Source organism: Pseudomonas lutea (assembly GCF_000759445.1).
GTDB lineage: Bacteria > Pseudomonadota > Gammaproteobacteria > Pseudomonadales > Pseudomonadaceae > Aquipseudomonas > Aquipseudomonas lutea.
The window spans coordinates 252,656-278,416 of the sequence record NZ_JRMB01000001.1; the positions used below are offsets into that span (position 1 = coordinate 252,656).

The following is a 25,761-nucleotide window of genomic DNA, read 5'->3' on the forward strand; positions in this document are numbered from 1 at the left end:
TTCAGATCTCCGCGTACATCCGGCCCGGATTGAAAATTCCGTGCGGGTCAAGTTGCGCCTTGAGCTGGCGGTGGTAGCGCAGCAGCGGCGTGGCCAAGGGGTGAAACGGGCTGTCGTCCAGGCCGTGGCTGTAGCCGGTGGCGTGACCGCCCGCGGCACTGACGATCCGGCGTATCTCGCTGGCACTGGCGTCGGATTTCAGCCAGCGCTGCGCGCCCGCCCAGTCAATCAACTGGTCGCCCGGCAGATTCAGCGCCCCGGTGCTGACCGGCAGCGACAGGCGCCACAACGGACGGCCGTCGGTGAAAAAATCCAGCCGGTGCTCATTGAGCGCGCGCCAATAAGCCGGGTCGATGGATTCGCCACCCAGCCGATCATGAGCCGCTGCCACCGAGCCTTCGCCGCCTTCAAGGCGCAACCGCAATACGCGGCCGTCGTGGCTGGCCGCGCTGATCGGCAAGGGCTCCTGCCCCCATTGCGCAAGACGGGCGAGGGCGGTGGTGCTGTCCATTTCCAGGGTGATGCTGGTGCACAGTCGCGGCCGTGGCAGGACTTTCAGCGAGACTTCGGTGATCAAGCCCAGGCAACCGAAGCTGCCGGCCATCAGGCGCGACACGTCGTAGCCCGCGACGTTCTTCATCACCTCGCCACCGAAACGTAAGTGCTTGCCCAGACCGGTGATCACTCGCGTACCGAGGACGAAGTCCCGCACCGAGCCGGACCACGGCCTGCGCGGCCCGGACAAACCTGCGGCGACCATGCCGCCAACCGTTGCGTCGCCAGCCCCGCCATCGCTGTACGTGGGTGGCTCGCATGGGAGCATCTGGCCGGCTTGCTCCAACGCAGTATTCAGCACTGACAAGGGCGTGCCGGCACGTGCGGTGATGACCAGTTCGGTCGGGTCGTAGCTGACGATGCCGCAATGGGCGCGGGTGTCGAGCCTTTCACCGGCCACCTCGCGGCCCAGAAAGGCCTTGCTGTTGGCGCCCTGAATGCGCAGCGGCAGGGCCAGCTGAATCGCTTGGTTGACCTGTTCGAGCAGCGCGTCGCTGGCGTCGCGGTCCTGGGTCACAAGGGGTGACAGGCGTTGAGCATCCATCAAAAGCGCTCCAGTTCAGGGAAAGGCACTTTGCCCATGTGCACGTGCATGGCACCAAATTCGGCACAGCGATGCAGCGTCGGAATATTCTTGCCGGGGTTGAGGGTGCCGGCGGGATCGAAGGCGGCCTTTACCGCATGAAACAGCGTCAGCTCATCGCTGTTGAACTGCGCGCACATCTGGTTGATTTTCTCGCGCCCGACGCCGTGCTCGCCGGTGATGCTGCCGCCGACCTTCACGCACAGTTCGAGAATTTTGCCGCCCAACGCTTCGGCGCGATCGAGCTCGCCCGGCTGGTTGGCATCAAACAGAATCAGCGGGTGCATGTTGCCGTCCCCGGCGTGGAACACGTTGGCGACGCGCAGGCCGTATTCCTCCGAGAGCGCGGAAATGCCTTTCAACACGCCCGGCAATTCCCGACGCGGGATGGTGCCGTCCATGCAGTAGTAATCCGGCGACAACCTGCCGACGGCGGGGAACGCGTTCTTGCGTCCGGCCCAGAAGCGCACGCGTTCGGCTTCGTCCTTCGCCTGGCGAATTTCGGTCGCACCGGCGCGCTGCAGCACGGCGCGGACCCGGTCGCAATCGTCGTGGACATCCGCTTCCACACCGTCCAGCTCACACAGCAGGATGGCTTCGGCCTCGACGGGGTAGCCCGCGTGGATGAAATCTTCGGCAGCGCGAATGGCCAGGTTGTCCATCATTTCCAGGCCGCCGGGAATGATGCCTTCGGCAATGATGTCGGCGACAGCGCGCCCGGCTTTTTCCACCGAATCGAAGGCGGCCAGCAGTACCCGCGCCACTTGCGGTTTGGGCAGCAGTTTGACCGTTACTTCGGTGATCACGCCGAGCATGCCTTCGGAGCCTGTGAACAGCGCCAACAGATCGAAGCCCGGCGAATCCAGCGCATCGGACCCCAACACCATGTGCTCGCCTTCAACGGTCAGGATGTCGACCTTGAGCAGGTTGTGTACGGTCAGGCCGTATTTCAGGCAATGCACGCCGCCTGCGTTCTCGGCGACATTGCCGCCGATCGAGCAGGCGATCTGTGAAGAAGGGTCAGGCGCGTAGTAAAGATCGTGCGGCGCGGCGGCCTGTGAGATGGCCAGGTTGCGCACGCCGGGCTGCACACGGGCGTATCTCCCGGCCGGATCGATGTGAAGAATTTTGTTGAACCGCGCCATGACCAGCAGTACGCCTTTTTCCAGCGGCAGGGCGCCGCCTGAAAGCCCGGTTCCGGCACCGCGCGCAACCACTGGCACGCCGCGCTCGTGGCAGACCTTGAGCAAGGTTTGCACCTGCTCGACGCGTTGCGGCAGCACCACCAGCATTGGCGTGGTGCGGTAGGCGGAGAGGCCATCACACTCGTAGGGGCGCAGCTCTTCCTCGCGGTGCAGGATGTCCAGATCGGGCAGGCGCGCTTGCAGGGCCTGGAGCAATTGCTGTTTGTCGATGGTCGGCAAGACGCCGTCGACGCGTTCGTCGTACAGGATATTCATGATGGGTCTGCAACCCTGTCTTGTTTTTATTGGAGGCCGTACTCATCGGAACCCGGTTTCGGAACCTGAGTGGCTGACTTGCATCATTGGCTCGGCGGGGCTTAGTGTCTACCGCGTGGAGTACTGGTCGAACCAGTTTCTTGGGGCTGATACTTGGGTTGTTGCGTAATTCTCCATATTTTTCAGGGAAATGCCTCCAGCTTGCCAACCCTGCGATTTAGCCGGCGTGGATGGTCTTACCAGTTCGCCGCAGGCGCACTCTCGCTCTTAAGGCAATGTAGGCGTTGTAGCCGCACAATTTGAAGGAGCCGGCTTGCTGGCGAACCCGATCTGCCATACGGCACGGTGTCGGCTGAATAATCGCGTTCGTAGGAGCCGGCTTGCTGGCGAGCCCGATCTGTCATTCGGCACGGTGGTGGCGGAATAACCGCGTTCGTAGGAGCCGGCTTGCTGGCGAATCCGATCTGTCATTCGGCACGGTGGTGGCGGAATAACCGCGTTCGTAGGAGCCGGCTTGCTGGCGAATCCGATCTGTCATTCGCCACGGTGTCGGCTGAATAATCGCGTTCGTAGGAGCCGGCTTGCTGGCGAACCCGGTCTGTCATTCGGCACGGTGGTGGCGGAATAACCGCGTTCGTAGGAGCCGGCTTGCTGGCGAATGCAGTCTGGCATTCGGCACGGTGGTGGCGGAATAATCGCATTCGCCAGCAAGCCGGCTCCTACAGAGGAATGCGTTTGGTCAGCTCCATCCGGGTCATACAGAGGGATGTGGTTGGTCAGGTCCATTGGCGGTGAATGACAAACCTGGTCAGCTCCATCGGCGGTGGATGAGGAATCGCGTTCGCCAGCAAGCCGGCTCCTACAGAGGGATGTGGTTGGTCGAGTCCATTGGCGGTGCATGCCAAACCTGGTCAGCTCCATCGGCGGTGGATGAGGAATCGCGTTCGCCAGCAAGCCGGCTCCTACAGAGGGGTGTGGTTGGTCAGGTCCATTGGCGATGCATGACAAATCTGGTCAGCTACATCGGCGGTGGATAACAAACCGCACTCACCATCACGCGGGTTTTAACAGATCGGGTCTTGCGCCGACGCGGCGGGGCCGGCCGGCTTTAACCGAGGAAATCACCATGGAAAGCAACCCATCCCGACGCCCGCAACAGGTGGCCGATGTGGTCAGTGAGCGGATTGAGCGGCTGATCGTCGACGGGGTACTGAAGGTCGGCCAGCTGTTGCCCTCCGAGCGGCGGCTGACTGAAAAACTGAGCGTGTCGCGCACGGCCCTGCGCGAGGGGCTGCACTTGCTGCGCGCCAGAGGGATCATCGAAACACGCCACGGCAAGGGCTCGTTTGTTGCGCAGATGGGTGGCCTGGGTCTGACAGCGGCTTCGCCCCTGATGCACCTGTTTGCCTCCCAGCCGCGGACCCTCTACGACCTGTTCGAAGTGCGCAGCCTGCTCGAAGGCGAATCGGCGCGCCTGGCAGCATTGCGCGGCACCGACGCCGATTTCGTGTTGATCACCCGCGCTTACGAGGCGTTGGTGGCGGCCCACGATCACCCGCTGGCAGCATCCGAGCACGCGCGTCTCGACCATGCGTTTCATCTGGCCATCTGCGAGGCCTCTCACAACCCGGTGCTGGTGCAGACCCTGCGATCGCTGACAGACCTGTTGCTCAATACCGTGTTCGCCTCGGTCAACAACCTCTATCACCGTGACGCCCAGAAGCGCCAGATCGACCGTCACCATGCGCGGCTCTACAACGCGGTGACCGGACGCCTGCCGGAGCAGGCGCGCAAGGCGGCGGTGGCGCATATCCAGAACATCTGTGAAAACCTGCGCGAGATCGAGAGTGAGGAGCAGCGCCTGGTGCGCGCCACCCTGCGGCTGGAGGGCTGGACTTGAACTTGACAGCCCTCACGCATTACCGCAGTTTACGCATTGCGTAAGTCTTTTACGCGAGCTCCACCCCAGCGACGACCAAAACAACAACAATGACAGGCCCTGCCCGTGGATCTTTTCACCTATTACCGTTCGACCTCGTCCTACCGGGTGCGCATTGCTCTGGCGCTGAAGGGCCTGGCGTTTGATGCGATCGCGGTCAACCTGATCCGTGACGGGGGCGAGCATCGTCAGCCCGATTACCTGGCGCTTAACCCTCAGGGCCGGGTGCCCTCGCTGCGGCTCGACGAGGGCGCAGTCATCATTCAGTCGATGGCGATCATCGAATACCTCGAAGAACTTTCCCCTGAACCCGCCTTGCTGCCCGCCGGCTTGCTTGCGCGTGCCCGGCATCGGCAGGTCGCCGCCTTGATCGGGTGCGACATCCATCCGCTGCACAACGTCGCGGTGCTCAATCGCTTGCGCGGAATGGGCCATGACGACGGCGACGTGACGGCGTGGATCGGTCACTGGATCACGGAAGGATTCACGGCCGTCGAAGCCTTGATCGGCAACAGCGGCTTTTGTTTTGGGGCTGTGGGCATGGCCGATGTGTATCTGCTGCCTCAGGTATACGCCGCCCGGCGCTTCAATGTGGACCTGAGCGCCTTCCCGCGCGTCTGCCGGGTTGAAGCGCTGGCGTTGCAGCACCCGGCATTTCGGATTGCCCATCCCGATGCGCAATCGGACAAGCCGGAGTAACCTTCCCCCATGAAAAGCTTCGGTCTGCAGTTAATCTTTGGCGACTTCCTTGCCCGCAGCGTGCGGGGGATTCCCTGCGCGCCACCCGCTGAATCGTGATCCGAGCCGCTGTGCCTCTCACTATTCAGCAGGAGCAAGACCATGACCGATCTCTACGAAAACCCGATGGGCCTGATGGGCTTCGAATTCATTGAATTCGCCTCGCCCGTGCCCAATGTCCTTGAGCCGGTGTTCCAGATAATGGGCTTCACCAAAGTCGCCCATCACCGCTCCAAAAACGTGTCCCTGTACCGGCAGGGGGCGATCAACATCATCCTCAACAACGAACCCAACAGTGAAGCGTCTTACTTTGCCGCCGAGCATGGTCCTTCCGTGTGTGGCATGGCATTCCGCGTCAAGGATTCGCAACTGGCCTACAAGCGCGCCCTTGAGCTGGGCGCGCAGCCTGTCGAAATCGGCACCGGGCCCATGGAGCTGCGCTTGCCGGCCATCAAGGGCATTGGCGGCGCGCCGTTGTACCTGATTGACCGTTTCGGCGAAGGCACGTCGATCTATGACATTGACTTCGTGTTCATCGACGGCATCGACCGCCATCCGAAAGGCGCGGGCTTGCAGTTCATCGACCACCTGACTCATAACGTTTATCGCGGCCGGATGGCCTATTGGGCGAACTTCTACGAGAAGCTGTTCAACTTCCGCGAACTTCGCTATTTCGACATCAAGGGCGAGTACACCGGGCTGACCTCCAAGGCGATGACCGCACCGGACGGCATGATCCGCATCCCCTTGAACGAGGAATCGTCCAGGGGGGCTGGGCAGATCGAAGAGTTCTTGATGAAGTTCAACGGCGAGGGGATTCAGCACGTCGCGTTCTTCACCGAAAACCTGATCGATACCTGGGACCGGCTGAAAGCGCTGGGCATGCGCTTCATGACGCCACCGCCTGATACCTACTACGAAATGCTGGAAGGGCGACTGCCCAACCACGGTGAACCCGAGCATGAGCTGAAAGCGCGGGGCATCTTGCTGGACGGCAATTCGGAAGGGAGCAGCCAGCGCTTGCTCCTGCAGATATTCTCGGAAACCCTGATGGGGCCGGTGTTCTTCGAGTTCATCCAACGCAAGGGCGACGATGGATTCGGGGAGGGCAATTTCAAGGCGCTGTTTGAATCGATCGAACGCGACCAGGTGCGGCGCGGGGTATTGACCGCAGATTGACCTGAGTTCAAAGGTCCGCACACCTTGTAGGAGCCAGCTTGCTGGCGAACCCGGTTGGACGCTAATGACGACGTCAGGTAAACCGCGTTCGCCAGCAAGCCGGCTCCTACAAATGTGTGTCACACCCGCTGCCTTGACCGACCGGCATCGGTGGTCGCGCTCAGGCCATTTGCGGAAGAGGCCCGTTTGAACACCATCAATTTTGTGGCGTAACCGCCGACGCCTTCCCGGCTAAAGCCGGTCCTGCCAGATGCACACGGTCCTGCCATTCTGATTCTGACGGATCATTCCAACTGCGGCATTTCCCCGCCCATCCGCAGGCTGATGGCCTGCGCCGTCTGCAGCAGTTTCTGCGCGGCGATGGCCTGGCGTTGATCGGTGAACACCGACGCCGAGCCAACAACGGTCACTACGCCCACCAACTTGTTGCCCATGGCGAACACCGGCGACGACACGGCGTTGACGCCCGCCATCAGCAGGCCGTGGATCTGATGCACGCCAGTGCTGCGGATCTCTCGAACGTGCCGATCAATCTCCTTCAACTGCGCAACGGTCAACGCGGCCGACTCGGCCTTTCTCAAGGACGCGGTTTCGGATGCCGAGAGGAAGGTGTCAAACACCAGCCCCGTGGACGAGCTGAGCAATGGCAACACCGAGCCGATCTGGGTGACCAGGGTGACGGCGCCCAATGACTGCTCGACATACACCACCGTCGGTCCCTTGTTGCCCCAGACCGCGAGAAAGCAGGTTTCGTTGAGTTCGTCGCGCAGCGCAATAAGCGCTGGCGCAGAGGTCTTCAGCACATCCAGCTGGTTCAGCGCCGCCAGGCCGACCTGCAAGGCCGAGCGCCCCAGACGGTAGTGATTGCTGGCCGGGTCCTGCTCGGCAAAGCCGCTGTCCACCAGTGCCTGAAGATAGCGATGCACCTTGCTGGCGGGCATGTCGACGTGCTCGGCCAGCTTCGAGAGCGACGTCGCTGGGGACAACTCGGCGAGGGCCTTGAGAATGCCGACGCCGACTTCCGCCGACTGGACCTTCTGCTGGCGGGGCGCTGTTGCGGGGGTGGAATCGTCGGTCATGGAAGGGAGGCCCCCGGTCTGGAAAGGCTGCTTTATAGCTTGACCCTCCTGCAAACTCAAATTACGTTATGCGTAAGCCGTTTACGCATAATCTGCGTCACATAACAATACGAGGTCGCGATGCCGACAAACTCCGTCTCCAGTGCCTTGCGCTACCAGTGCGGCTTTGGCAATGAATTCAGCAGCGAGGCGCTGCCCGGCGGCTTGCCCCACGGGCAGAACTCACCGCAGCGCCATCCACTGGGTTTGTACGCCGAGCAATTCTCCGGCACCGCATTTACCGTACCGCGTGCCGAAGCCCGGCGCACCTGGCTTTACCGCATCCAGCCGTCCGCCGCGCATCCGCGTTATCAACGCCTTGAGCGGCAGATCGCGGGCCAGCAGCAAGGCCCGGTCACCCCAAATCGCCTGCGCTGGAATGCGTTCGACATTCCGGCTGAACCCACTGACTTCATCGACGGTCTGCACGCCCTGGCCAGCACTGCCTGTGCCGAACAGGCTGAGGGCGTAAGCGTCTACGTCTACACCGCCAACCGCTCCATGCAGCGGGCATTCTTCAATGCCGACGGCGAGTGGCTGGTGGTGCCGCAACAGGGTCGACTGCGCATCACCACCGAACTGGGGTTGCTGGAGGTCGAACCGCAGCAAATCGTTGTCCTGCCCCGTGGCCTGAAATTCAGCGTCGAGCTGCTCGACGGTACGGCGCGCGGCTATATTTGCGAGAACCACGGCGGTGTACTGCGCCTGCCGGACCTCGGCCCCATTGGCAGTAACGGCCTGGCCAATCCGCGCGACTTCCAGGTCCCGCATGCGCACTTCGAAGACAGCGCGCAACCCACCGTGCTGGTGCAGAAATTTCTCGGCGAACTGTGGGGCACGCAGCTGGCGCATTCACCTTTCGATGTGGTGGCCTGGCACGGCAACAACGTTCCGTACCGTTATGACCTGCGCCTGTTCAACACCCTTGGCACAGTCAGCTACGACCATCCTGACCCGTCGATCTTCACCGTGCTCACCTCGCCGGGCGCGGTGGAAGGCCAGGCCAACGTTGACTTCGTGATTTTTCCTCCGCGCTGGATGGTGGCGGAAAATACCTTCCGGCCGCCGTGGTTTCACCGCAATCTGATGAACGAATTCATGGGGCTGATCGATGGCGCCTACGACGCCAAGGCAGCGGGTTTCATGCCTGGCGGGGCGTCGCTGCACAACTGCATGAGTGCCCACGGCCCGGACAATGCCAGCGCGGAGAAGGCCATGGCCGCCGAGCTCAAACCGCACAAGATCGAACACACCATGGCCTTCATGTTCGAGACCGGCAAAGTGCTCAGGCCCAGTTACCACGCGCTGGAATGCCCGCAGCTGCAAAGCGACTACGATGCCTGCTGGGAGGGTATCGCCAGAACCTTCAAGCCTTTTGACACGGACAGCCACCGATGAACACAGCCTCTCACCCCCGCAGCTGGGTCACCAGCGCGAACGATCACGCCGACTTCCCGCTGCAAAATCTGCCGTTCGGAGTGTTCAGCCGTCCCGGTTTCGGCAGGCGCGGCGGTGTCGCCATCGGTGATTTCATTTTCGATCTGCAAACCGCTCATGAGATCAGCCTGTTCAACGGCGCTGCGCGCGTGGCCGTGGAGGCTGCAAGCCGCGGTCACTTGAACGAATTCTTCGCCCTTGGCGGCTCATCCCGGCAAGCCCTGCGCACCGAGTTGCTGCACCTGCTGGATGAAAAAAGCCTGCAGCGTGAACGTCTCCAGGCCATGGGCTCACGGCTGCTGGTGCCGATGGCCGACTGCCAGATGCACATGCCGGCGCAGGTGGGCGACTACACCGATTTTTACGTCGGCATTCACCACGCGATGAACGTCGGCAAACTTTTTCGACCTGACAATCCGCTGCTCCCGAATTACAAATACGTGCCTATTGCCTATCACGGTCGGGCGTCAACGCTGGGCGTTTCCGGCATGCCGGTCAGACGTCCCAGCGGTCAGACCCTGAAACCAGGTGCCGAAGTCCCGGATTTCGGTCCGAGCAAGCGTCTGGATTACGAACTGGAAGTGGGCGTGTGGATCGGCCAGGGCAACGAGGCCGGTGAACCGATTCACATTGGCAAGGCCGGCGAACACATCGCCGGGTTCTGCCTGCTGAACGACTGGTCAGCTCGCGACCTTCAGGCGTGGGAATATCAGCCGCTGGGACCGTTTCTGTCGAAAAGTTTCGCAACCAGCATTTCGCCTTGGGTGGTGACCGCCGAGGCATTGGCGCCGTTTCGCTCGGCTCAGCCGACGCGTCCGGCGGGGGATCCGCAACCGTTGCCGTATCTGCTCGACGAGGCGGATCAAAACGGTGGCGCAATGGACATCGATCTTGAGGTGTTCCTGCTCACGGTGCAGATGAAAGAGCAGGGCACGCCGCCCCACCGGCTTGCCTTGAGCAACACGCTGAACATGTACTGGACCGTCGCGCAAATGGTCGCCCACCACAGCGTCAATGGCTGCAAGTTGCAGGCGGGCGATCTGTTCGGAACCGGCACGCTTTCAGGCCCCGAGCCAGGCCAGTTCGGCAGTTTGCTGGAAATGACCGAGGGCGGGAAACACCCGATTGCGTTGCCTAACGGCGAAACGCGGACGTTTCTTGAGGCCGGCGACGAGATCATTCTCAAAGCTCGCTGCCGCAAGGAAGGTGAAGTCAGCATCGGGTTTGGGGAGTGCCGAGGGGTAGTGCTCGGCTGATTATTGGCCGATCAAGAAGGTGGTGGGCTGATGGGGGCAAGCTCGGCGTTTATCGTGATTCGGGTTCGGCATTCGAGGCTCAGGGTTCGGGATTCGGGATTCGGAATTGGGGCTTCGCGGTTCGGCTCGATAGGGCATTTCCGCACCGGATTCCAGCTGTAGGAGCCGGCTTGCTGGCGAATGCGGTGGGGCAACCCGGAAGATCTCGCCTGACACACTGCATTCGCCAGCAAGCCGGCTCCTACGAACCTGTGTTCGGCCGGGATTTTCGGATAGGGTAGAAACCGCTCATCCAAACGCATTCATGCAGTGTAGGAGCGCGCTTGCCCGCGAATGGGTTGTGTCAGGCCATGCAGCGACAACAGATAGATTGCATCGCGGGCAAGCGCGCTCCCACAGGTCTAATCCAGGCGATAGACCCGTACCGCGGGCAATCGTGTGCAGATCATTTCGATAACCCGAACCCCTCCACCAACGACCCGCTGCGTGGCAGGAACCTTCCTTGCCGCTCGCCCTGGGGGGTGCCTTCTGCATAACTCAAATGGCCATTGACCCACACCGCATCGATACCTTCGGCTGCACGCTTGGGCTCTTTGAAATCAGCCACGTCACGTACCGTTTCCGGGTTGAATAACACCAGGTCCGCCCAGTAGCCCTCCTGCACCAAACCGCGCTGGTGCAGCCCGAAGCGCGTGGCGGTGAGCCCGGTCATTTTGTGCACGGCGGTGTGCAGCGGAAACAGTCCAAGGTCGCGACTGAAATGCCCGAGTACTCGGGGGAACGCCCCCCACAGCCGTGGGTGTGGAAACGGATCCTCCGGCAGTCCGTCCGAGCCGATCATCGACAGCGGATGCTTCATGATCCGCTGTACGTCGTTTTCGTCCATGCCGTAGTACACCGCGCCAGCGGGTTGCATTCTGCGCGCGGCCTCCACCAGTGAAAGTCCCCACTCAGCGGCGATGTCCTTCAGGTCACGCCCTCCCTGATTCGGGTGCGGCGTCGACCAGGTGATGGTGATCCGAAACGCATCGGTAACCTGTTTCAAATCCAGCGTCGAAGAGCTGGCCGCATAGGGGTAGCAGTCGCAGCCTACCGGGTGTGTCAATGCGGCGTTTTCCAGGGCGGCCAGCAGTTGCGGGCTGCGGCCCCAGTTGCCAGCGCCCGCGCACTTCATGTGGGAAATCACCACTGGAGCTTTTGCATGCCGGCCGATCTCGAATGCCTCGTCCATGGCCTCCAGCACCGGCTCGAACTCGCTGCGCAAGTGCGTGGTGTACACCGCGCCGAACGCCGTCAGCTCCTCGGCCAGTTGCTTGACCTCATCGGTTTCGGCCGAGTAAGCCGAGGCGTAAGCCAGCCCGGTGGATAGCCCCAAGGCACCGTCGGTCAGGCTCTCGCGCAACTGCGCGCGCATGGCACTGATTTCCTCCGGGTGCGCCGTGCGCATCAGGTCATCCATGTGATTACTGCGTAGCGCGGTATGGCCGATCAGTGCCGCCACGTTGACCGCAGGCTTTGCCGCATCCACCGCGTTGCGGTAGTCGATGAAGCGCGGGTAAGCGAACGCCGCCGCAGGGCCGAGCAGGTTCATCGGGTCCGGTGGGTCGCCCGCCAGTGACACCGGCGACGCGCTGATGCCGCAGTTGCCGACAATCACGGTGGTCACCCCTTGGGTGATCTTCGGCAGCATCTGAGGCTGACGAATCACCACCGTGTCGTCGTGGGTATGAACGTCAATGAAGCCCGGCGCCAGCACCCGCCCGGCGGCGTTGAGCTCTTCGCTGGCGGAGACGTCGTGCAAGTCGCCGATGCGCTGGATGCGTCCGTCGCGAATCGCCACGTCGGCTCGGTAGCCCGGCGAATCACTGCCGTCGATCACCAGCGCATCGCGAATGATCAGGTCGTAAAGCATGGGGTCAGTCTCCAAGGGGCAGGTCGTCGCCGCCGCGATAGTCGTCCAGCGCCAGCTTGATCCGCCGCAGCCGCTCGCGGTTGGCGTCCGGCGCGGTCAGCGCCAGTTCGGTCGCCAGCACGTCGATGGTCAGCAGCATGCCGTAGCGGGCAGCCGTGGGTTTATAGATGAATTGGGTTTCAGCGATCTGCAATGGCAAGAGCACATCGGCCAACGCAGCCAGAGGCGAGCCGGGCAGGGTGATAGCGAGAATCTTCGCGCCGTAGCTGCGTGCCAGCTCCGTGGCGTCGAGCAATTCCGGGGTGCGGCCGCTGAGCGAACAGACAATGATGCTGTGCTCGGGGCCAAGGGTCGCGGCAATCAGGCGCATCATTACCGGATCGCGGCTCGCCGCTATCGGGTAGCCGAGGCGCACCAGGCGGGTTTGCAGTTCCTCGCTGCACAGGCTGGAAGCGCCGCCCATCCCGAAGCTGTGAATCATCCGCGCCGGCGTCAGCAATGACACGGCGGCCTGGAACCGCGACTCATCGAAACCGGCCAGGTGCTGGCGCAGCGTCGTCTCGATATCGCCGACAATCTGGGTGAAAAAAGCGGACTGCTCCGGCGCTTGCCCCGAGGCCAAAAAGCGGCTGCCCACGGCGCTGGCCTGGGCCAGTTGCAGGCGCAAATCGCGCAGGTCCTTGCAGCCGACCGTACGGGCAAAGCGCGACAGCGTCGCACTGCTGACCTCGGCACGGGCGGCAAGGTCCTCAAGACTGGCGCTGGCCGCAAACGCCACGTCACTCAATATCAGCCTGGCGATGCGGCCTTCGCCGGCACTGAAAGACTCCTGACGCGCGCGGATCTGGTAAAGAATGTCCACTCAGATAACCTGCGCCAGCCCGAGGGTGAGCACGAAGGCGATGACTGAAATCAGTGTTTCCAGCACGGTCCAGGTTTTGAAAGTCTGTGCCACCGTCATGTTGAAGTACTCCTTGATCAGCCAGAATCCGCCGTCGTTGACGTGGGAAAAGATTACCGAGCCCGCGCCGGTCGCGAGCACCAGCAGTTCGGGGTGGGGATAGCCGAGGCCCAGCGCCACAGGGGCAACGATGCCGGACGCTGTGGTCATCGCCACCGTTGCAGAACCGGTGGCGATGCGCATCAAGGCCGCAAACAGCCAGCCCATCAGCAGCGGCGACAGATGAAAATCCTGCGCCAGGCCGACAATCTCGTTGGTCACGCCACTGTCTACCAGAATACGGTTCAGACCGCCGCCAGCGCCCACCAGCAAGGTGATGCTGGCCGTGGGCGCCAGGCACTCCTGGGTGAACTTGAGGATCGAGTCTCGGGAGAAGCCCTGGGCGATGCCCAGCGTCCAGAAGCTAAGCAACGTCGCCAGCAACAGGGCGATAACCGAGTTGCCGATGAACAGCAGGAAACTGTTGAAGCCACTGCCCGGGGTGGAAATCAGGTTCGCCCAGCCACCCAGCAGCATCAGTAGTACGGGCAGCAGGATCGTCGCCATGGTGATGCCGAAGCCGGGCAACTGCGCGCGGGGTTCGCGGTCGAGAAATTGCTTTGCCAACGGGTTTTCATCGGGCAAGTGGATGCGCGGCACGATAAAGCGCGCGTACACCGGGCCGGCAATGATCGCCGTCGGGATGCCGATGAGAATGGCGTAGAACAGGGTCTGGCCGACCGACGCCTGGTAGGCCTGCACCGCGAGCATGGCGGCAGGGTGGGGCGGGACCAGCGCGTGGACCACCGAGAGGCCGGCGACCATCGGCAGGCCGACCATCAGAATCGACACGCCGACCCGGCGCGCGACGGTGAACGCGATGGGCACCAGCAGCACGAAGCCGACTTCGAAGAACAGCGGCAGCCCCACCAGAAAGGCGATGCAGACCATGGCCCAGTGTGCATTGCGCTCGCCGAAGCGGTCGATCAGCGTGCGCGCCACCTGCTCGGCACCGCCGGACTCGGCCATCATCTTGCCAAGCATGGTGCCCAGGGCGACGACCAGGGCGATGTGCCCCAGCGTCTTGCCGACGCCGCCCTCGTAGGAGGCGACGACGGCATTGGCCGGCATCCCGGCGACCAGCGCAAGGCCGACCGAGACCAGCGTGATGACAATGAACGGATTAAGACGAAAGCGCGCAATCAGCACGATCAAGGCGATGATCGCGACGACGGCATAGACCAACAGAGACAGGCCGGTTGACGGAGGCATGCAACGGATTCCTTGCTGAGAAAGAAGAGGTCAGGGCTTGAACGGCGCCGGGGGCTAGCCGGTGCGCACGCAAACGTTGAAAACGATCTCGGCAGTGGGTGTCGCAAGCGCCATAAACGGCGAAATAAGTGCAGGGGCAGGACGATCACAGGAGGTCATTATTGTTATCTCTGATTTCGTGGTGGAAATTAACTTACACGAAACAGGTTTGAGATTTCAATTTATGAAAGTTATTTTCTAGACAGGGATCACGATCACGGAGTCATTGCGTGCTGAACCGCTCCCGATATGCCTGCGGTGTCACCGAGACGGCGCGCATGAAACTGCGCCGCAACGTCTCTTCAGTGCCAAATCCGCATCTATCGGCGATGCGCTTGATCGGCAGGGTACTGTCGCCCAGCAGGCGCCGGGCCGCTTCGACGCGTAATTGTTCGATGGCCCGCGCGGGGGTGTTGCCGGTGTGAGCGCGGTAGTGGCGGACAAAGCTGCGCTCGCTCATCCCCACCTGTGCTGCCAGGGAGGCCACCGACAGGTCGCTGGTCAGGTTTTCGAGGATCCAGGCGTGAAGATCGCGGAAGCGGCTGTTTTGATCCCGCGTCTGGTGCTGCATTGAAAGTGCCGTGCTGAATTGCGACTGCCCACCAGGGCGCTTCATAAACACCACCAGGTCCCGCGCGACAGCCAGCGCGATGTCGCGTCCCAGGTCCGCCTCGACCATTGCCAGCGCCAGGTCGATCCCCGCTGTCACCCCGGCCGAGGTCCACAGACTGCCCTCATTGATAAAGATCGGGTCCGGGTCAACGCGCAGGGCCGGGAAACGCTGGGCCAGCACGTCGCAACTGTCCCAGTGCGTGACCACTCGATGGCCGTCCAGAACACCGGCCGCGGCGAGCAAAAAAGCGCCGGTACAGACTGACGCCACACGTCGTGCACTGGCCGCTTGACTCCGTATCCATTCCAGCAGTTGCGGGTCCAGCGACGCAGCGTGAACCCCGCCGCCGCCCGCGATTATCAACGTATCCGACGCGCTGGTTGGGAGCGGATGAGTCACCAGGCCCAGGCCGGCCGAAGACGTGATGCTGCCGTCTTCACGGGCAATCACTTCAGGCCGGTAAGGCGTTTTGATCCCGGCTTCAAGCGCCTGCTGATTGGCCGAGGCAAATACCTGCAGCGGGCCGGTGACATCCAGTAACTGAACGTTGGGAAACGCCAGCACGTGTACCGGCCTGGGTTGATGGGGCATGACGGCCTCGGTCAGAAGATTGGCGTGAATTGTGGGTTTTATGGCGTATCCGCCAGAGGCTAGCTCGTTAGAGTGCATTCGTCCAATGGCTGCCTGGTGAGCCCGAGCTCACCCGCACCTTTTCACCACTTTTCAGACCACACTCTTCACAACAAGGAACACGCCATGACCCTGCATATCGGCCTGCTGGTCTTCCCGAAAGTCCAGCAACTGGACCTGACCGGGCCTTACGATGTTTTCGCCACCATGCCCGGCGTGGTCGTGCACCTGGTCTGGAAGGACCTTGAGCCGCTGCTGTCCAGCACAGGCCTGACAATGGTGCCAACCGTTACCTTCGCCGACTGCCCCGACCTCGATGTGATCTGCGTACCGGGTGGGGTAGGGGTCGATGCCCTCATGGAGGACCCGGAAACCCTGGCCTTCATCCGGCACCAGGCCTCTACCGCCCAGTACGTCACATCGGTCTGCACCGGTGCGCTGGTGCTGGGCGCCGCCGGACTCTTGAAGGGCCGTCGCGCCACAACCCACTGGGCGTCTCATTCGCTGCTGGAGCAGTTCGGCGCGATCCCGGTGAAGGAGCGTGTGGTCCGTGACGGAAATCTGATGACGGGCGGGGGTGTCACGGCAGGGATCGATTTCGCACTGACCTTGATCGGCGAAGTGTTCGATGCAGACAAGTCGCGGACCATTCAGCTTCAGCTGGAATACGCCCCGGCACCGCCTTTTGATTCAGGCCGTCCGGACACCGCACCGGCCAATGTGCTGGCCGTTGCGACTGATCGTGCCATGCCGGGTTTGCTGGCGCGTCGCCAGATTGTCGAGCGAGTCACGGCGTCGATGGATTAAACCCGAGTCTGGGGCGTCTTCACTTCATACCAACAGAGAAACAGGTCCAGCGCTGATTCCACCACCTCCCGTTGTTTGTCGGGGGGCAGCAGCGGTTCGTTGAGGGTGACTTGCGGCCAGAAGGCAAATGCCTTGAGCAAGGCGTGAATCTGTGACGCGGCAAATACGGGCTCGACAGCCTTCAGGCGACCGTCCTGTTGAGCGCCGCGTACCCACACGGTAAAGGTCTCTTCGCGTTGATTGAGCCGGCTGACCCATGTTTGCGCGCGTTCCGGGGAGTGAATCGTCGCGCCGATGGCCACTCGCGCCAGGTCGATGAAGTTGCTGTCGCCGAGGGTTTTCATTTTGGCGTCGAGCAACTCACGGAGCTGGTCACGCAGCGGGACGTCGGGTTTGTAGGTGGTATCGGCCTGAGCCGCAGCGGTGGACCAGAGACGATGGAGCATTTCCGAAAACAGTTCTTCCTTGCTGGGAAAATGGTTGTAGACGGTACGCTTGGAGACTTCCGCACGCGCGGCGATCCGGTCCATGCTCGTAACCTCGAACCCGTTGTCGCGGAATTCGGCAATCGCCGCCTGAACAATGGCTTCGCGCTTTCGGTCGGTTAATCGCAATGGGACAGTCATGGATTCGCTTCTGTGAGATAAGACGGGGCGACGCAACGGCACGGCAAGAAAATTACACCGAGCAGTTTACTTCCCTTTCCTGATCGTGCAAGCTTGAAACTACACTGTGTAGTGTAAGTGCAGTTCCGAGCTTCAAGCTTCAAGCTTGAAGCGTGTGGCAGCGATTATCCATACGCTGCCCGCTTCGCACTTGCAGCTTGCAGCTTGCAGCTTGCAGCTTGCAGCTTCTAGCTCTTCACTCCCACCCGTTACATGGAGTCAGCCTCATGGCCACGATTGAAAAAAACCTCGACACCACGCCTGCGTTACCTGTTTTGACTCAGCGGGAAGGCCGTTATTTCAATCGCAAGCCAATGGCGCGCTCTGGCACCCTCAAAACCCTGCGCATCTTCTGGAACGCCCTGTTCAACAAGCCACGTCACACGCGCCCGGCCGGGGAGATTCCGGTGCAGCCGTTGTCGCGTCAGCAATTGCTCGCAGCGCCGGACAACACGGTGTATCGGCTGGGACATTCCACTGTTTTGCTGAAACTGCGCGGTGCCTATTTCCTCACTGACCCGGTGTTTGCCGAGCGTGCTTCGCCGGTGCAATGGGCAGGCCCCCAGCGTTTTCATCAGCCGCCAATCAGCCTGTATGACCTGCCGCCGCTCAAAGCCGTGATCCTGTCGCACAACCACTACGACCATCTCGACCACATGACCGTCCTGGCCCTGAAGGACAAGGCCGAGCATTTCATTACGCCATTGGGGGTTGGGGATGCGCTGATCGAGTGGGGTGTACCGGCCCACAAGGTCCAGCAGCTTAACTGGTGGGAGTCGACGGACATCCACGGTATTCGGTTCGTGGCAACGCCGGCCCAACATTTCTCCGGCCGCACCTTGCGCGACGGCAACCAGACGCTCTGGGCCTCGTGGGTGATGCTCGCCGATGAGCAGCGCATCTTCTTTAGCGGCGATACCGGCTACCACGACGGCTTCAAGCTGATTGGCGAGCAATACGGGCCATTCGACCTGACCCTGATGGAGACCGGCGCCTATAACGTTGACTGGCCAGATGTGCACATGCAACCCGAAGAGACCTTGCAGGCGCACATCGACCTGCGCGGCAAGTGGCTGCTGCCGATCCACAACGGCACATTCGACCTGGCCATGCACGCTTGGCACGAACCCTTCGACCGGATTCTGGCGCTGGCCTGGGACCGCAGCATTTCCATCACGACACCCGAAATGGGGCAGCCTTTTTACGTTCAATACCCCAGCCGCGGAGAGGCATGGTGGCTGAAGGTAGATAAAGCGTCGCAGACCGAGTCCGTCCGCCGAGACCCGCAGCAAGAACACCCCCGGCAGGCCGCCAGTCGCGGCTAGCCAGGTCCATCAGGCACTCATGGCTTGTCGTCGGTTTCGTCAGCCGGGTGTTCGCGCTCGGGCGGGCGCTGCTGCTCCCCGCTTTGATTGGCCTGTTTGTGTTCCTCGCCCACCTTGCCTGCGTTTTCAGGTTTGTGGTCAAGGTCTTCACGAGTGGATTCTTTAGGCATGGTGCCCTCCGGTTTTGGATGAATGAATGGTTTGAAGCCAGTGTGATGCAGCGGCGGTTCAAGCCCCGAACCGCTCGATCAGCATCAGTGCTTCGTCTTTGAACAAGGGTTGCTTCAAGCGTTCGGCCAGCATCGCGGTGGGTCGTTCCCGTTCGCAGCTGATGACGGCCGCGACCAGGCCCTGCTTGCACACCAGCGCCAGAAAATCGAAGCGCTCAGGTTCGCCGAGGTAGTGGATCTCGTCCCATTCCTCGGCATGGCCCAAATAGTCGATGCGTTTTTCAAAGTGGTAGGTCCAGAAATACGGTACGTCGTGGTAGTGCTGTTTCTCGCCCAGCATGTTGCCTGCAGCGATACGCGCCTGCTGCTGGGCCAGACGCCAGTGTTCGATGCGCGAGGGTCGCTCGTTGAGCGGGAAGGTGGCGATGTCACCCGCGGCCCAGAGGTCTTTGCCGGCGCGCATGCCGCCATCAACGGCCAGTGAACCGTCGTCTTGTCGCTCGATGCCGTCGATGAAGTGCGTCACCGGGTTCACGCCCACACCGATCAACGCCAGGTCCACCGGTAACTGTTCTCCGTTGCTCAACACCGCCGTGCGCAGCACGTTGCTGCCAGCCTGTTGGTCCCCTTCAAATCGGCTGACATCGACATGGGTGCGGAACAGCACGCCGTTTTGCTCATGGAGCGTGCGCAGCGCCTTGCCGATGCGCTCGCCCAGCTGGCTGGCGAAAGGCACCTCATGGCGGGCAAGCACGGTCACTCGCACGCCCTGGGTGCGCAGCGCCGATGCGGCTTCGAGTCCTATAAAGCTGTCGCCAACGATCAACGCATGATCGCCGGGCTTGATCGTCGCAAGTATCCGGCTGGCGTCATCACGGCAGCGCAGAGTCAGCACCTGAGGCAGATCCGCACCCTGAAGAGACAACGCACGCGGTTCGCCGCCGGTGGTGACCAGCGCCGCGTCGTAGTCAAAGCGGCGGCCGTCGGCCAGGGTCAGGCGCTTATTGAGTGCGTCCAGCTTCATGACTTCGCCATGAATCCGCTCGATTCGCTGGTGCTGGTAAAAATCTTCTTCGCGAAGGGCCGGCACCTCATCCGGTGCCATGTCCGACGAGAGCACAAATTTGCTCAGCGCCGTACGGTCGTATCCTGGCGCTGCTTCTCTGTCGATCAGCAACAGCTCACCGGTGAAACCTTTTTCCCTTAACGCACACGCCGCAGCGGTGCCGGCCGCCCCGGCACCGATGATCACAAAGCGCCTGGCATCTTTCGTTTGCGTGGGCTCAGGCGCAACCATGCGTTGGTCATCAACATGGATCTGACCGTCGATGACTTGAGTGGGATATCGAATTAACGCGTCCAGCGCGGGCGGCTCGCACAGGTGGCCGTCATCGACCGCGAATTCCGCCTTGTGCCAGGGGCAGATCAGATGACCGTTGCAGATCGCGCCATCGGCCAGGGGGGCACCGGCATGGGGGCAGAACGCCTGGAAGGCGCGGACGTCATCGCCGTGCAGAACCAGCAGCGCCTGGGTTTCGCCAAATTCCACCTGCAAACCGCGGTCTCGTTGGAGATCGGACAGGTGAGCGACTCGATGCAGTGGCATGTGCACTTCCTCTTGGTCTTTTTATTGGGAGTGGGCCGTAGCGCGAGAGGTTCAGCGAATTACAGGCGCACGGGACGGGCGTTGCAGCGCCTGTGCCGTCTCGGCGCGCTGCAAAATCCGCGCTCATGGCCGTCAGTGAGCCGGGTCTAGCCTCACCGCGTCAGACCGAGCCGCTCGTGCCAGTCTGCAATAGACTCTTCGGGGAATTCTTCAAACTGCTGGTCATTAGGCCCCGCGGCCACCTCCACCCACGAAGCTTTGGAGTTCAGCAGCAGATGCGTGTGCTCCGGTGGGGTTGGCAAGGGGGTGTCGATGGCCGACGCAAACGGATGGATCAATTCGGGCCACTCCGGGCTGAACAGCCACAGTCCGCTGCCGCACTGCTTGCAGAAATGCCGCTCGGCGCTGCTGGTGTGGGTCTGATGGTGGTCTGCGTCGCGCATTTTGGCGTGATAGATGGCGATGCTGTCTTTGCCTTTCACATTAAGGCTCTTGGCGTCGCCGCCAAGGTTTATCGCGTAGCCGCCGCCACCCTGGGTCTTGCGGCAGATGGAGCAGTAGCAGCGCTGATAGGGATAGGGATGCGCGCTGCTCAGGCTGAACTCAACGGCGCCGCAATGGCAGGAACCTTCCAGATGCATGAGTAACCTCCTCAAAAATAATCGAACGGGCTCAGGGTTCTAGACCGCTCAAGCTGGCGGCGTTCGAAGTTTTCTCGAACAGCTGTTCGGATTCTTCATCGTCAGACACTCAAGAAGCTCGCTGAGGCGTCGATATGCGGTAGTCATACGACGACTTTGCCTGAGCGCTGCCGACACATTCCGACCCGCACGGCGCCGACCGATACAGCCACCATAACAATGAGCCAACAGCTATGAACCTACGCAATCTGACCATCGCCCGCCGCGCCGGCCTTGGGTTTACCCTGATTTCCCTGTTGGTCGCATTGCTCGGCTGGTTTGCGCTGAGCCAGATGTCGACGATTCGCCAAAGTGAGGTCGCGGTCGAGAGCAACTGGATGCCGAGCATGCGGCTGGTCAACGACATTCGCGAAGCCATGCTGCGCATCCGCACGATCTCGTTGCGCATGGCCCTGGACACCGACCCGAAAAACGTGAGCGTCTACAAAGGGCAGATGGACGCGCGTTCAAAGATCCTCAATGAGAAGCTCACCAGCCTCGACACGTTCATCGACACCCCGGAAGAGAAGGCGCTGTACGACAAATTCCGCTCCACCCTGGCTGATTACCAGCGCGGTTTGACCCAATCTTTCGTGCTGGCCGAAAGCGGCGACCTCAAGGCGCTGAACAAGCTGCTGCTTGTGGACATGAAAACCGCTGTCGACAATTCCGGCTCGCAACTGGGCGACCTCGGCGACTTCTACTCGCACCAGGTCGAGCTCGAAGGCAAGGCCGCTGAAGCGCAATATGGCCAGTCGCGCAACGTGGTGCTGGTGTTCGTGCTGATCGCCGCGCTGGCGACCGTCGTGCTGGCGCTGTGGCTGACCCGCAGCATCATCCGGCCGCTGCAGGAAGCGGTGGACGCTGCCGAATACGTGGCCAAGGGCGACCTGACCCACGACATTCGCGTTGAGGGCAAAGATGAAGTCACACGGCTGTTGAGCGCGTTGCAACAGATGCAAAACAACCTGCGTTCGACCTTGAGCCTGATCGGCAACTCGGCGAGCCAGCTGGCGTCGGCGGCCACCGAGCTGAATTCGGTCACCGAAGACAGCCATCGCGGCCTGCACCAGCAAAATGCCGAAATCGAACAGGCGGCCACGGCGGTCAACGAGATGACCTCGGCGGTCGAGGAAGTGGCGCGCAACGCCGTTTCGACCTCCCAGGCGTCGAGCGAATCAAACACTGCGGCCCGCGACGGCCAGAGCCGCGTCATCGACACGGTCAACTCGATCCAGACGCTGTCCGGTAACGTGCAGCACACTTCCGCACTGGTGCAGAACCTGGCCGATCAGTCCAAGGACATCGGCAAAGTGCTCGACGTGATTCGTTCGATCGCCGAGCAGACCAATCTGCTGGCGCTCAACGCCGCGATCGAAGCGGCGCGCGCGGGTGAGTCCGGGCGCGGTTTTGCCGTGGTCGCAGATGAGGTGCGCGCATTGGCCCACCGCACTCAGCAATCGACGCTGGAAATCGACAAGATGGTGTCGACCATGCGCACCGGCTCCAGCGAAGCGCTGGAATCGATGTTGGTCAGCCGGTCACGTGCGACTGAAACCCTTGAGTTGGCCCAAGGCGCTGGTGAGTCGCTGCACCGCATCACCTCGTCGATCAACGAGATATCCGAACGCAACCTGGTCATCGCCAGCGCCGCCGAACAGCAGGCCCAGGTCGCCCGCGAAGTGGACCGCAACATCGTCAACATCCGTGACCTGTCGATGCAGTCGTCGTCCGGCGCAAACCAGATCAGTGCGTCAAGCAATGAGCTGTCACGGCTGGCGGCAGAACTGAATCAGGTCGTCACCCGCTTCCGCGTCTGACCCTGGTTTCAACACAGCTTCCCGGCTAAAGCCGGTCCCACACGCAACGCTGTGTGAGTAGCTGGCCAGAGCCGGTTCCACAGCGTAACGCAGCGCGAGTGGCTGGCCAGACCCGGTCCCACGCCGTAATGCTGCGCGAGTGGGACCGGCTTTAGCCGGGAAGAGGCCGGTTTGAACACCCTCGGTTTTGCAGTGTGACGACGACGTCTTCCCCGCTAAAGCCGCTCCTGCAAACGGCACCCTTTCACCTCATTCACTTGCCTGTGGCTGCCCTCGGCTTGCATCATTCGCCACGACTAATAATTCCTGGCGGGCCGAACCTGCCGACGACACAGGTGAAGAGCAATGGATGATGTGAATCGCGATTTCAGCGGCTGGCTGCGCTCCCCAGGCCACAAAGCCTGGCTGGCGCAGGAGGGCGATCGGCTGTTGATGTTTGCCAAGGCTGCCAGGCTGCCTCAAGGCTTCGGCAATCTGGACGACCATGGCCGCCTCGCCGCAGATGCCGTGGCCGAGACCATGAACACCGCACGCATGACCCACAGTTTCGCCATGGCGCATATCAACGGCATTCCCGGTTGCGCCGCGCTGGTCGATCACGGCATCGCGGCGCTGAGCGGGCCATTGCGTGATGCCGAGCATGGCGGCTGGTTCGACAAGCCCCTGGAGCACAGCGCCGACAAAGGCAAGGCTGCTTACCTGCACGCCTTTGTCGCGCTGGCGGCCAGCTCGGCGGTGGTCGCACGCCGCCCGGGCGCTCAGGCGCTGCTGGAGCAGGCCATTCATGTGATTACGACGCGCTTCTGGAGCGAGGAAGAAGGCGCCATGCGCGAGTCTTTCGACCGTGACTGGAGCCACGAAGAACACTACCGCGGTGCCAACAGCAACATGCACAGCACCGAAGCCTTTCTCGCCCTGGCCGATGTCACTGGCGATGCCCGCTGGCTGGACCGGGCGCTGAGCATCGTCGAGCGGGTCATCCACCAGCATGCCGCCGGCAACCAGCATCAGGTAATCGAGCACTTCACCCTGCAATGGCAACCGGTCCGGGACTACAACGTCGACAAGCCCGACGATGGTTTCCGGCCCTATGGCACCACGCCCGGTCATGCCTTCGAGTGGGCGCGACTGGTGTTGCATCTGGAGGCCGCGCGACGCAAAGCCGGCCTTGATGCGCCGGCCTGGCTGCTGGAGGACGCCCGCGGATTATTCGAAAACGCCTGCCGCTTTGGCTGGGACGTCGACGGCGCACCGGGCATCGTTTACACCCTCGACTGGGAGAATCGTCCAGTGGTCCGTCACCGCCTGCACTGGACCCACGCCGAAGCCGCCGCAGCCGCCGCCGCGCTGCTGCAACGCACTCATGAGCAAGGTTATGAGGACTGGTATCGCACGTTCTGGGAATTCAACGAAACGCTGTTCATTGATCGTGAGAACGGCAGCTGGCGCCATGAATTGAACCCGCAGAACCAACCCAGCGCCGACATCTGGCCCGGCAAGCCGGACCTCTACCACGCCTACCAGGCGACCCTGTTGCCGGTCTTGCCATTGGAACAGAGCCTGGCGACGGCGTTGGCGAACAGGTCGTAACGGCAAGGGCCCTGCAAGGCCTTTGCCTGCCGCAAGATGTCGGGGTGGGTTAAACCCCCATTCGCGGAACGGCATCCGCACACCTGATCCGCATGGTCGAAAACCACTGTAGGAGCCGGCTTGCTGGCAAACCGGCTCTGCCAGAAAAAGGCGATGCTTCTGCCCGGTCGCGTTCGCCAGAAGAAGGCGATGCGTCTGCACGGCCGCGTTCGCCAGCAAGCCGGCTCCTACAAGGCCGTGTCCGCCGCGAAGGGTCCGTATTGCCGAAATTCCACTGTAGGAGCGCGCTTGCCCGCGAACAGCGGTGGGTCAGGTAACTATTTTGTTGATCCTGACGACGATTCGCGGGCAAGCGCGCTCCTACAGGTGTTGCGATGGCCTGGTGTTGCGCGGTGGTCACTAAAACGCTGTTGCTCACGCGCACCGAAGCTAACTGTAGGAGCCGGCTTGCTGGCGAACCGGCTCTTCAGGCGACGGCGATGCGCTTGAACGGGCGCGGTCGCTGTAGGAGTGAGCTTGCTCGCGAATGCATGGTGCCCGTGGCATTGATCGCGCCTGACCCGCCGCAATTCGCCGACAAGCTGGCTCCCACAGACCATGGGTTGTTGCTCAATCCGCACGCCCCCATTAAACCTTCAGCTCGATCCACGTCGGCGCATGGTCGCTGGCGTGGGGCAGGTCACGGACCCAGCGGTCTACGCCCGCGTTTTTGAGCTTGGGCTTCAGGCCCTTGCTCAGCAGCAGATGGTCGATGCGCAAGCCTGAGTTTGTCTTCCAGTGATTGCGGAAATAGTCCCAGAACGTGTAGATCCGCTCGTCCGGGAATTTCGCGCGCAAGGCGTCGGTCCAGCCTTGGTCGAGAAGCCGCTGAAAGCATTCCCGGCTTTCCGGTTGCAGCAGCGCATCCTTGAGCCATGAGCGGGTGTTGTAGATGTCCTCGTCGGTGGGAATGACATTGTAGTCACCGGCCAGCACCACGGGATGCTCGCTGTTAAGCAAGGAATCGGCGTGCTTGATCAAGTGCTCGAACCAATCCAGTTTGTAGTCGAATTTCGGTCCCGGCCGAGGATTGCCATTGGGCAGGTACAGGCAGCCGACGATCACGCCCTGAACCGCGGCTTCCAGGTAGCGGCTGTGAGTGTCTTTTTCATTCCCGGGCAAGCCCCGGCGAATCTCCAATGGGTCACTGTCACGGGAAAGAATGGCTACGCCGTTCCAGGACGGTTCCCCCTGCCAGATCACCCCATAGCCGGCGTTGCGAATGTCATCCGCGGGGAAGGCCGAGTCGGCCGCTTTCAGCTCCTGCAGGCAAACGATGTCGGGTTTTTCGGTTTCCAGCCACTGCAGCAGAATCGGCAAACGCGCGCGGATGCCGTTGATATTGAACGTGGCGATTTTCAGCGTGGCCATCGCGTTCTCCTCCAATG

Annotated in this window: 21 protein-coding genes and 1 pseudogene; 10 read left to right on the forward strand and 12 right to left on the reverse strand. The window is 61.8% G+C overall.

Features of this window, described 5'->3' with window-relative positions; translation table 11 throughout:
• Position 1: 1 nt before the first annotated feature.
• Both glcE and glcD read right to left on the reverse strand, forming a co-directional pair.
• On the reverse strand, positions 2 to 1,099 hold the full coding sequence (gene glcE / locus LT42_RS01130; protein ID WP_037009184.1) for a glycolate oxidase subunit GlcE: 1,098 nt from the start codon (positions 1,097 to 1,099) through the stop codon (positions 2 to 4).
• On the reverse strand, positions 1,099 to 2,598 hold the full coding sequence (gene glcD, locus LT42_RS01135; RefSeq protein WP_037009186.1) for a glycolate oxidase subunit GlcD: 1,500 nt from the start codon (positions 2,596 to 2,598) through the stop codon (positions 1,099 to 1,101). Before glcD ends, glcE begins: the two co-directional genes overlap by 1 nt.
• Positions 2,599 to 3,724: 1,126 nt before the next feature.
• Here glcD and glcC point away from each other — a divergent pair.
• The 3 genes from glcC (at position 3,725) to hppD (ending at position 6,454) form a co-directional block, all read left to right on the forward strand.
• Positions 3,725 to 4,498, forward strand: a complete 774-nt coding sequence (gene glcC, locus LT42_RS01140; RefSeq protein ID WP_037009188.1) for a transcriptional regulator GlcC — start codon at positions 3,725 to 3,727, stop codon at positions 4,496 to 4,498.
• A gap of 105 nt (positions 4,499 to 4,603) precedes the next feature.
• Positions 4,604 to 5,236, forward strand: a complete 633-nt coding sequence (maiA, locus tag LT42_RS01145; RefSeq protein ID WP_037009190.1) for a maleylacetoacetate isomerase — start codon at positions 4,604 to 4,606, stop codon at positions 5,234 to 5,236.
• Positions 5,237 to 5,377: 141 nt separating this feature from the next.
• Positions 5,378 to 6,454 carry a 4-hydroxyphenylpyruvate dioxygenase gene (gene hppD / locus LT42_RS01150; protein WP_037009193.1) on the forward strand — a complete coding sequence of 359 codons (1,077 nt, stop codon included), beginning with the start codon at positions 5,378 to 5,380 and terminating at the stop codon, positions 6,452 to 6,454.
• Between the two features lie 284 nt (positions 6,455 to 6,738).
• On the opposite strand, the gene LT42_RS01155 is transcribed toward hppD, so the two are convergent.
• Positions 6,739 to 7,533, reverse strand: a complete 795-nt coding sequence (locus LT42_RS01155; RefSeq protein WP_037009196.1) for an IclR family transcriptional regulator — start codon at positions 7,531 to 7,533, stop codon at positions 6,739 to 6,741.
• Positions 7,534 to 7,653: 120 nt separating this feature from the next.
• On the opposite strand from LT42_RS01155, the gene hmgA reads away from it, so the two are divergent.
• Together hmgA and fahA are read left to right on the forward strand one after the other, a co-directional pair.
• Entirely contained in the window at positions 7,654 to 8,970 is a 1,317-nt protein-coding gene (gene hmgA / locus LT42_RS01160) for a homogentisate 1,2-dioxygenase (protein ID WP_037009199.1), read from the forward strand.
• Positions 8,967 to 10,265 (forward strand): fumarylacetoacetase, encoded by a 1,299-nt coding sequence (fahA, locus tag LT42_RS01165; protein WP_037009202.1) that lies wholly within the window; start codon positions 8,967 to 8,969, stop codon positions 10,263 to 10,265. Before hmgA ends, fahA begins: the two co-directional genes overlap by 4 nt.
• Before the next feature lie 445 nt (positions 10,266 to 10,710).
• Here fahA and LT42_RS01170 read toward each other — a convergent pair whose 3' ends face one another.
• From LT42_RS01170 to LT42_RS01185, 4 genes are all read right to left on the reverse strand, one after another.
• Complete coding sequence (locus tag LT42_RS01170; protein ID WP_037009205.1) at positions 10,711 to 12,177, reverse strand: N-acyl-D-amino-acid deacylase family protein; 1,467 nt, start codon at positions 12,175 to 12,177, stop codon at positions 10,711 to 10,713.
• A gap of 4 nt (positions 12,178 to 12,181) precedes the next feature.
• Positions 12,182 to 13,039 carry a MurR/RpiR family transcriptional regulator gene (locus tag LT42_RS01175; RefSeq protein ID WP_037009207.1) on the reverse strand — a complete coding sequence of 286 codons (858 nt, stop codon included), beginning with the start codon at positions 13,037 to 13,039 and terminating at the stop codon, positions 12,182 to 12,184.
• Positions 13,040 to 14,389 (reverse strand): GntT/GntP/DsdX family permease, encoded by a 1,350-nt coding sequence (locus LT42_RS01180; protein WP_037009209.1) that lies wholly within the window; start codon positions 14,387 to 14,389, stop codon positions 13,040 to 13,042.
• Positions 14,390 to 14,651: 262 nt separating this feature from the next.
• Positions 14,652 to 15,632, reverse strand: coding sequence for a GlxA family transcriptional regulator (locus tag LT42_RS01185; protein ID WP_037009212.1), 981 nt, complete (start codon positions 15,630 to 15,632; stop codon positions 14,652 to 14,654).
• A 165-nt stretch (positions 15,633 to 15,797) separates the two neighbouring features.
• Between LT42_RS01185 and LT42_RS01190 the strand changes: the two genes are divergently transcribed.
• On the forward strand, positions 15,798 to 16,478 hold the full coding sequence (locus LT42_RS01190; protein ID WP_037009215.1) for a DJ-1/PfpI family protein: 681 nt from the start codon (positions 15,798 to 15,800) through the stop codon (positions 16,476 to 16,478).
• Here the strand turns inward: LT42_RS01190 and LT42_RS01195 are convergent.
• Positions 16,475 to 17,104 carry a TetR/AcrR family transcriptional regulator gene (locus LT42_RS01195; protein WP_037009217.1) on the reverse strand — a complete coding sequence of 210 codons (630 nt, stop codon included), beginning with the start codon at positions 17,102 to 17,104 and terminating at the stop codon, positions 16,475 to 16,477. The genes LT42_RS01190 and LT42_RS01195 overlap by 4 nt on opposite strands.
• 266 nt (positions 17,105 to 17,370) lie before the next feature.
• Here LT42_RS01195 and LT42_RS01200 point away from each other — a divergent pair, with 266 nt between their 5' ends.
• Positions 17,371 to 18,468 carry an MBL fold metallo-hydrolase gene (locus LT42_RS01200; RefSeq protein ID WP_037009220.1) on the forward strand — a complete coding sequence of 366 codons (1,098 nt, stop codon included), beginning with the start codon at positions 17,371 to 17,373 and terminating at the stop codon, positions 18,466 to 18,468.
• A gap of 17 nt (positions 18,469 to 18,485) precedes the next feature.
• Here the strand turns inward: LT42_RS01200 and LT42_RS25965 are convergent, their stop codons facing one another.
• The 3 genes from LT42_RS25965 to LT42_RS01210 all read right to left on the reverse strand — a co-directional run bounded on the left by LT42_RS25965 (position 18,486) and on the right by LT42_RS01210 (position 20,885).
• Positions 18,486 to 18,638: a hypothetical protein gene (locus LT42_RS25965; RefSeq protein ID WP_162835385.1), complete on the reverse strand. Its 153-nt coding sequence runs from the start codon at positions 18,636 to 18,638 to the stop codon at positions 18,486 to 18,488.
• 58 nt (positions 18,639 to 18,696) lie between these two features.
• Positions 18,697 to 20,244 carry an FAD-dependent oxidoreductase gene (locus tag LT42_RS01205; RefSeq protein ID WP_037009222.1) on the reverse strand — a complete coding sequence of 516 codons (1,548 nt, stop codon included), beginning with the start codon at positions 20,242 to 20,244 and terminating at the stop codon, positions 18,697 to 18,699.
• Between the two features lie 152 nt (positions 20,245 to 20,396).
• Positions 20,397 to 20,885: a GFA family protein gene (locus LT42_RS01210; protein WP_037009224.1), complete on the reverse strand. Its 489-nt coding sequence runs from the start codon at positions 20,883 to 20,885 to the stop codon at positions 20,397 to 20,399.
• 233 nt (positions 20,886 to 21,118) lie between these two features.
• Here LT42_RS01210 and LT42_RS26370 point away from each other — a divergent pair.
• The 3 genes and pseudogenes from LT42_RS26370 to LT42_RS01220 form a co-directional block, all read left to right on the forward strand.
• Positions 21,119 to 21,886: pseudogene (locus LT42_RS26370) on the forward strand (MCP four helix bundle domain-containing protein); the annotation flags it as partial.
• Positions 21,881 to 22,744 carry a methyl-accepting chemotaxis protein gene (locus LT42_RS26375; protein WP_420806882.1) on the forward strand — a complete coding sequence of 288 codons (864 nt, stop codon included), beginning with the start codon at positions 21,881 to 21,883 and terminating at the stop codon, positions 22,742 to 22,744. The pseudogene LT42_RS26370 and the gene LT42_RS26375, both read left to right, overlap by 6 nt.
• 345 nt (positions 22,745 to 23,089) lie before the next feature.
• Positions 23,090 to 24,334, forward strand: a complete 1,245-nt coding sequence (locus LT42_RS01220; RefSeq protein WP_037009228.1) for a D-mannose isomerase — start codon at positions 23,090 to 23,092, stop codon at positions 24,332 to 24,334.
• Between the two features lie 627 nt (positions 24,335 to 24,961).
• Here the strand turns inward: LT42_RS01220 and LT42_RS01225 are convergent.
• A complete protein-coding gene (locus LT42_RS01225) occupies positions 24,962 to 25,744 on the reverse strand; it encodes an exodeoxyribonuclease III (protein WP_037009230.1) in 783 nt (260 codons plus the stop codon).
• Positions 25,745 to 25,761 lie beyond the last annotated feature (17 nt).

Coding starts and splice junctions, on each gene's coding strand:
- glcE (WP_037009184.1), bottom strand. CDS start 1,099: ATGGATGCTCAACGCCTGTCACCCCTTGTGACCCAGGACCGCGACGCC.
- glcD (WP_037009186.1), bottom strand. CDS start 2,598: ATGAATATCCTGTACGACGAACGCGTCGACGGCGTCTTGCCGACCATC.
- glcC (WP_037009188.1), top strand. CDS start 3,725: ATGGAAAGCAACCCATCCCGACGCCCGCAACAGGTGGCCGATGTGGTC.
- hppD (WP_037009193.1), top strand. CDS start 5,378: ATGACCGATCTCTACGAAAACCCGATGGGCCTGATGGGCTTCGAATTC.
- LT42_RS01155 (WP_037009196.1), bottom strand. CDS start 7,533: ATGACCGACGATTCCACCCCCGCAACAGCGCCCCGCCAGCAGAAGGTC.
- hmgA (WP_037009199.1), top strand. CDS start 7,654: ATGCCGACAAACTCCGTCTCCAGTGCCTTGCGCTACCAGTGCGGCTTT.
- fahA (WP_037009202.1), top strand. CDS start 8,967: ATGAACACAGCCTCTCACCCCCGCAGCTGGGTCACCAGCGCGAACGAT.
- LT42_RS01170 (WP_037009205.1), bottom strand. CDS start 12,177: ATGCTTTACGACCTGATCATTCGCGATGCGCTGGTGATCGACGGCAGT.
- LT42_RS01180 (WP_037009209.1), bottom strand. CDS start 14,389: ATGCCTCCGTCAACCGGCCTGTCTCTGTTGGTCTATGCCGTCGTCGCG.
- LT42_RS01185 (WP_037009212.1), bottom strand. CDS start 15,632: ATGCCCCATCAACCCAGGCCGGTACACGTGCTGGCGTTTCCCAACGTT.
- LT42_RS01190 (WP_037009215.1), top strand. CDS start 15,798: ATGACCCTGCATATCGGCCTGCTGGTCTTCCCGAAAGTCCAGCAACTG.
- LT42_RS01195 (WP_037009217.1), bottom strand. CDS start 17,104: ATGACTGTCCCATTGCGATTAACCGACCGAAAGCGCGAAGCCATTGTT.
- LT42_RS01200 (WP_037009220.1), top strand. CDS start 17,371: ATGGCCACGATTGAAAAAAACCTCGACACCACGCCTGCGTTACCTGTT.
- LT42_RS25965 (WP_162835385.1), bottom strand. CDS start 18,638: ATGCCTAAAGAATCCACTCGTGAAGACCTTGACCACAAACCTGAAAAC.
- LT42_RS01205 (WP_037009222.1), bottom strand. CDS start 20,244: ATGCCACTGCATCGAGTCGCTCACCTGTCCGATCTCCAACGAGACCGC.
- LT42_RS01210 (WP_037009224.1), bottom strand. CDS start 20,885: ATGCATCTGGAAGGTTCCTGCCATTGCGGCGCCGTTGAGTTCAGCCTG.
- LT42_RS26375 (WP_420806882.1), top strand. CDS start 21,881: ATGCAAAACAACCTGCGTTCGACCTTGAGCCTGATCGGCAACTCGGCG.
- LT42_RS01220 (WP_037009228.1), top strand. CDS start 23,090: ATGGATGATGTGAATCGCGATTTCAGCGGCTGGCTGCGCTCCCCAGGC.
- LT42_RS01225 (WP_037009230.1), bottom strand. CDS start 25,744: ATGGCCACGCTGAAAATCGCCACGTTCAATATCAACGGCATCCGCGCG.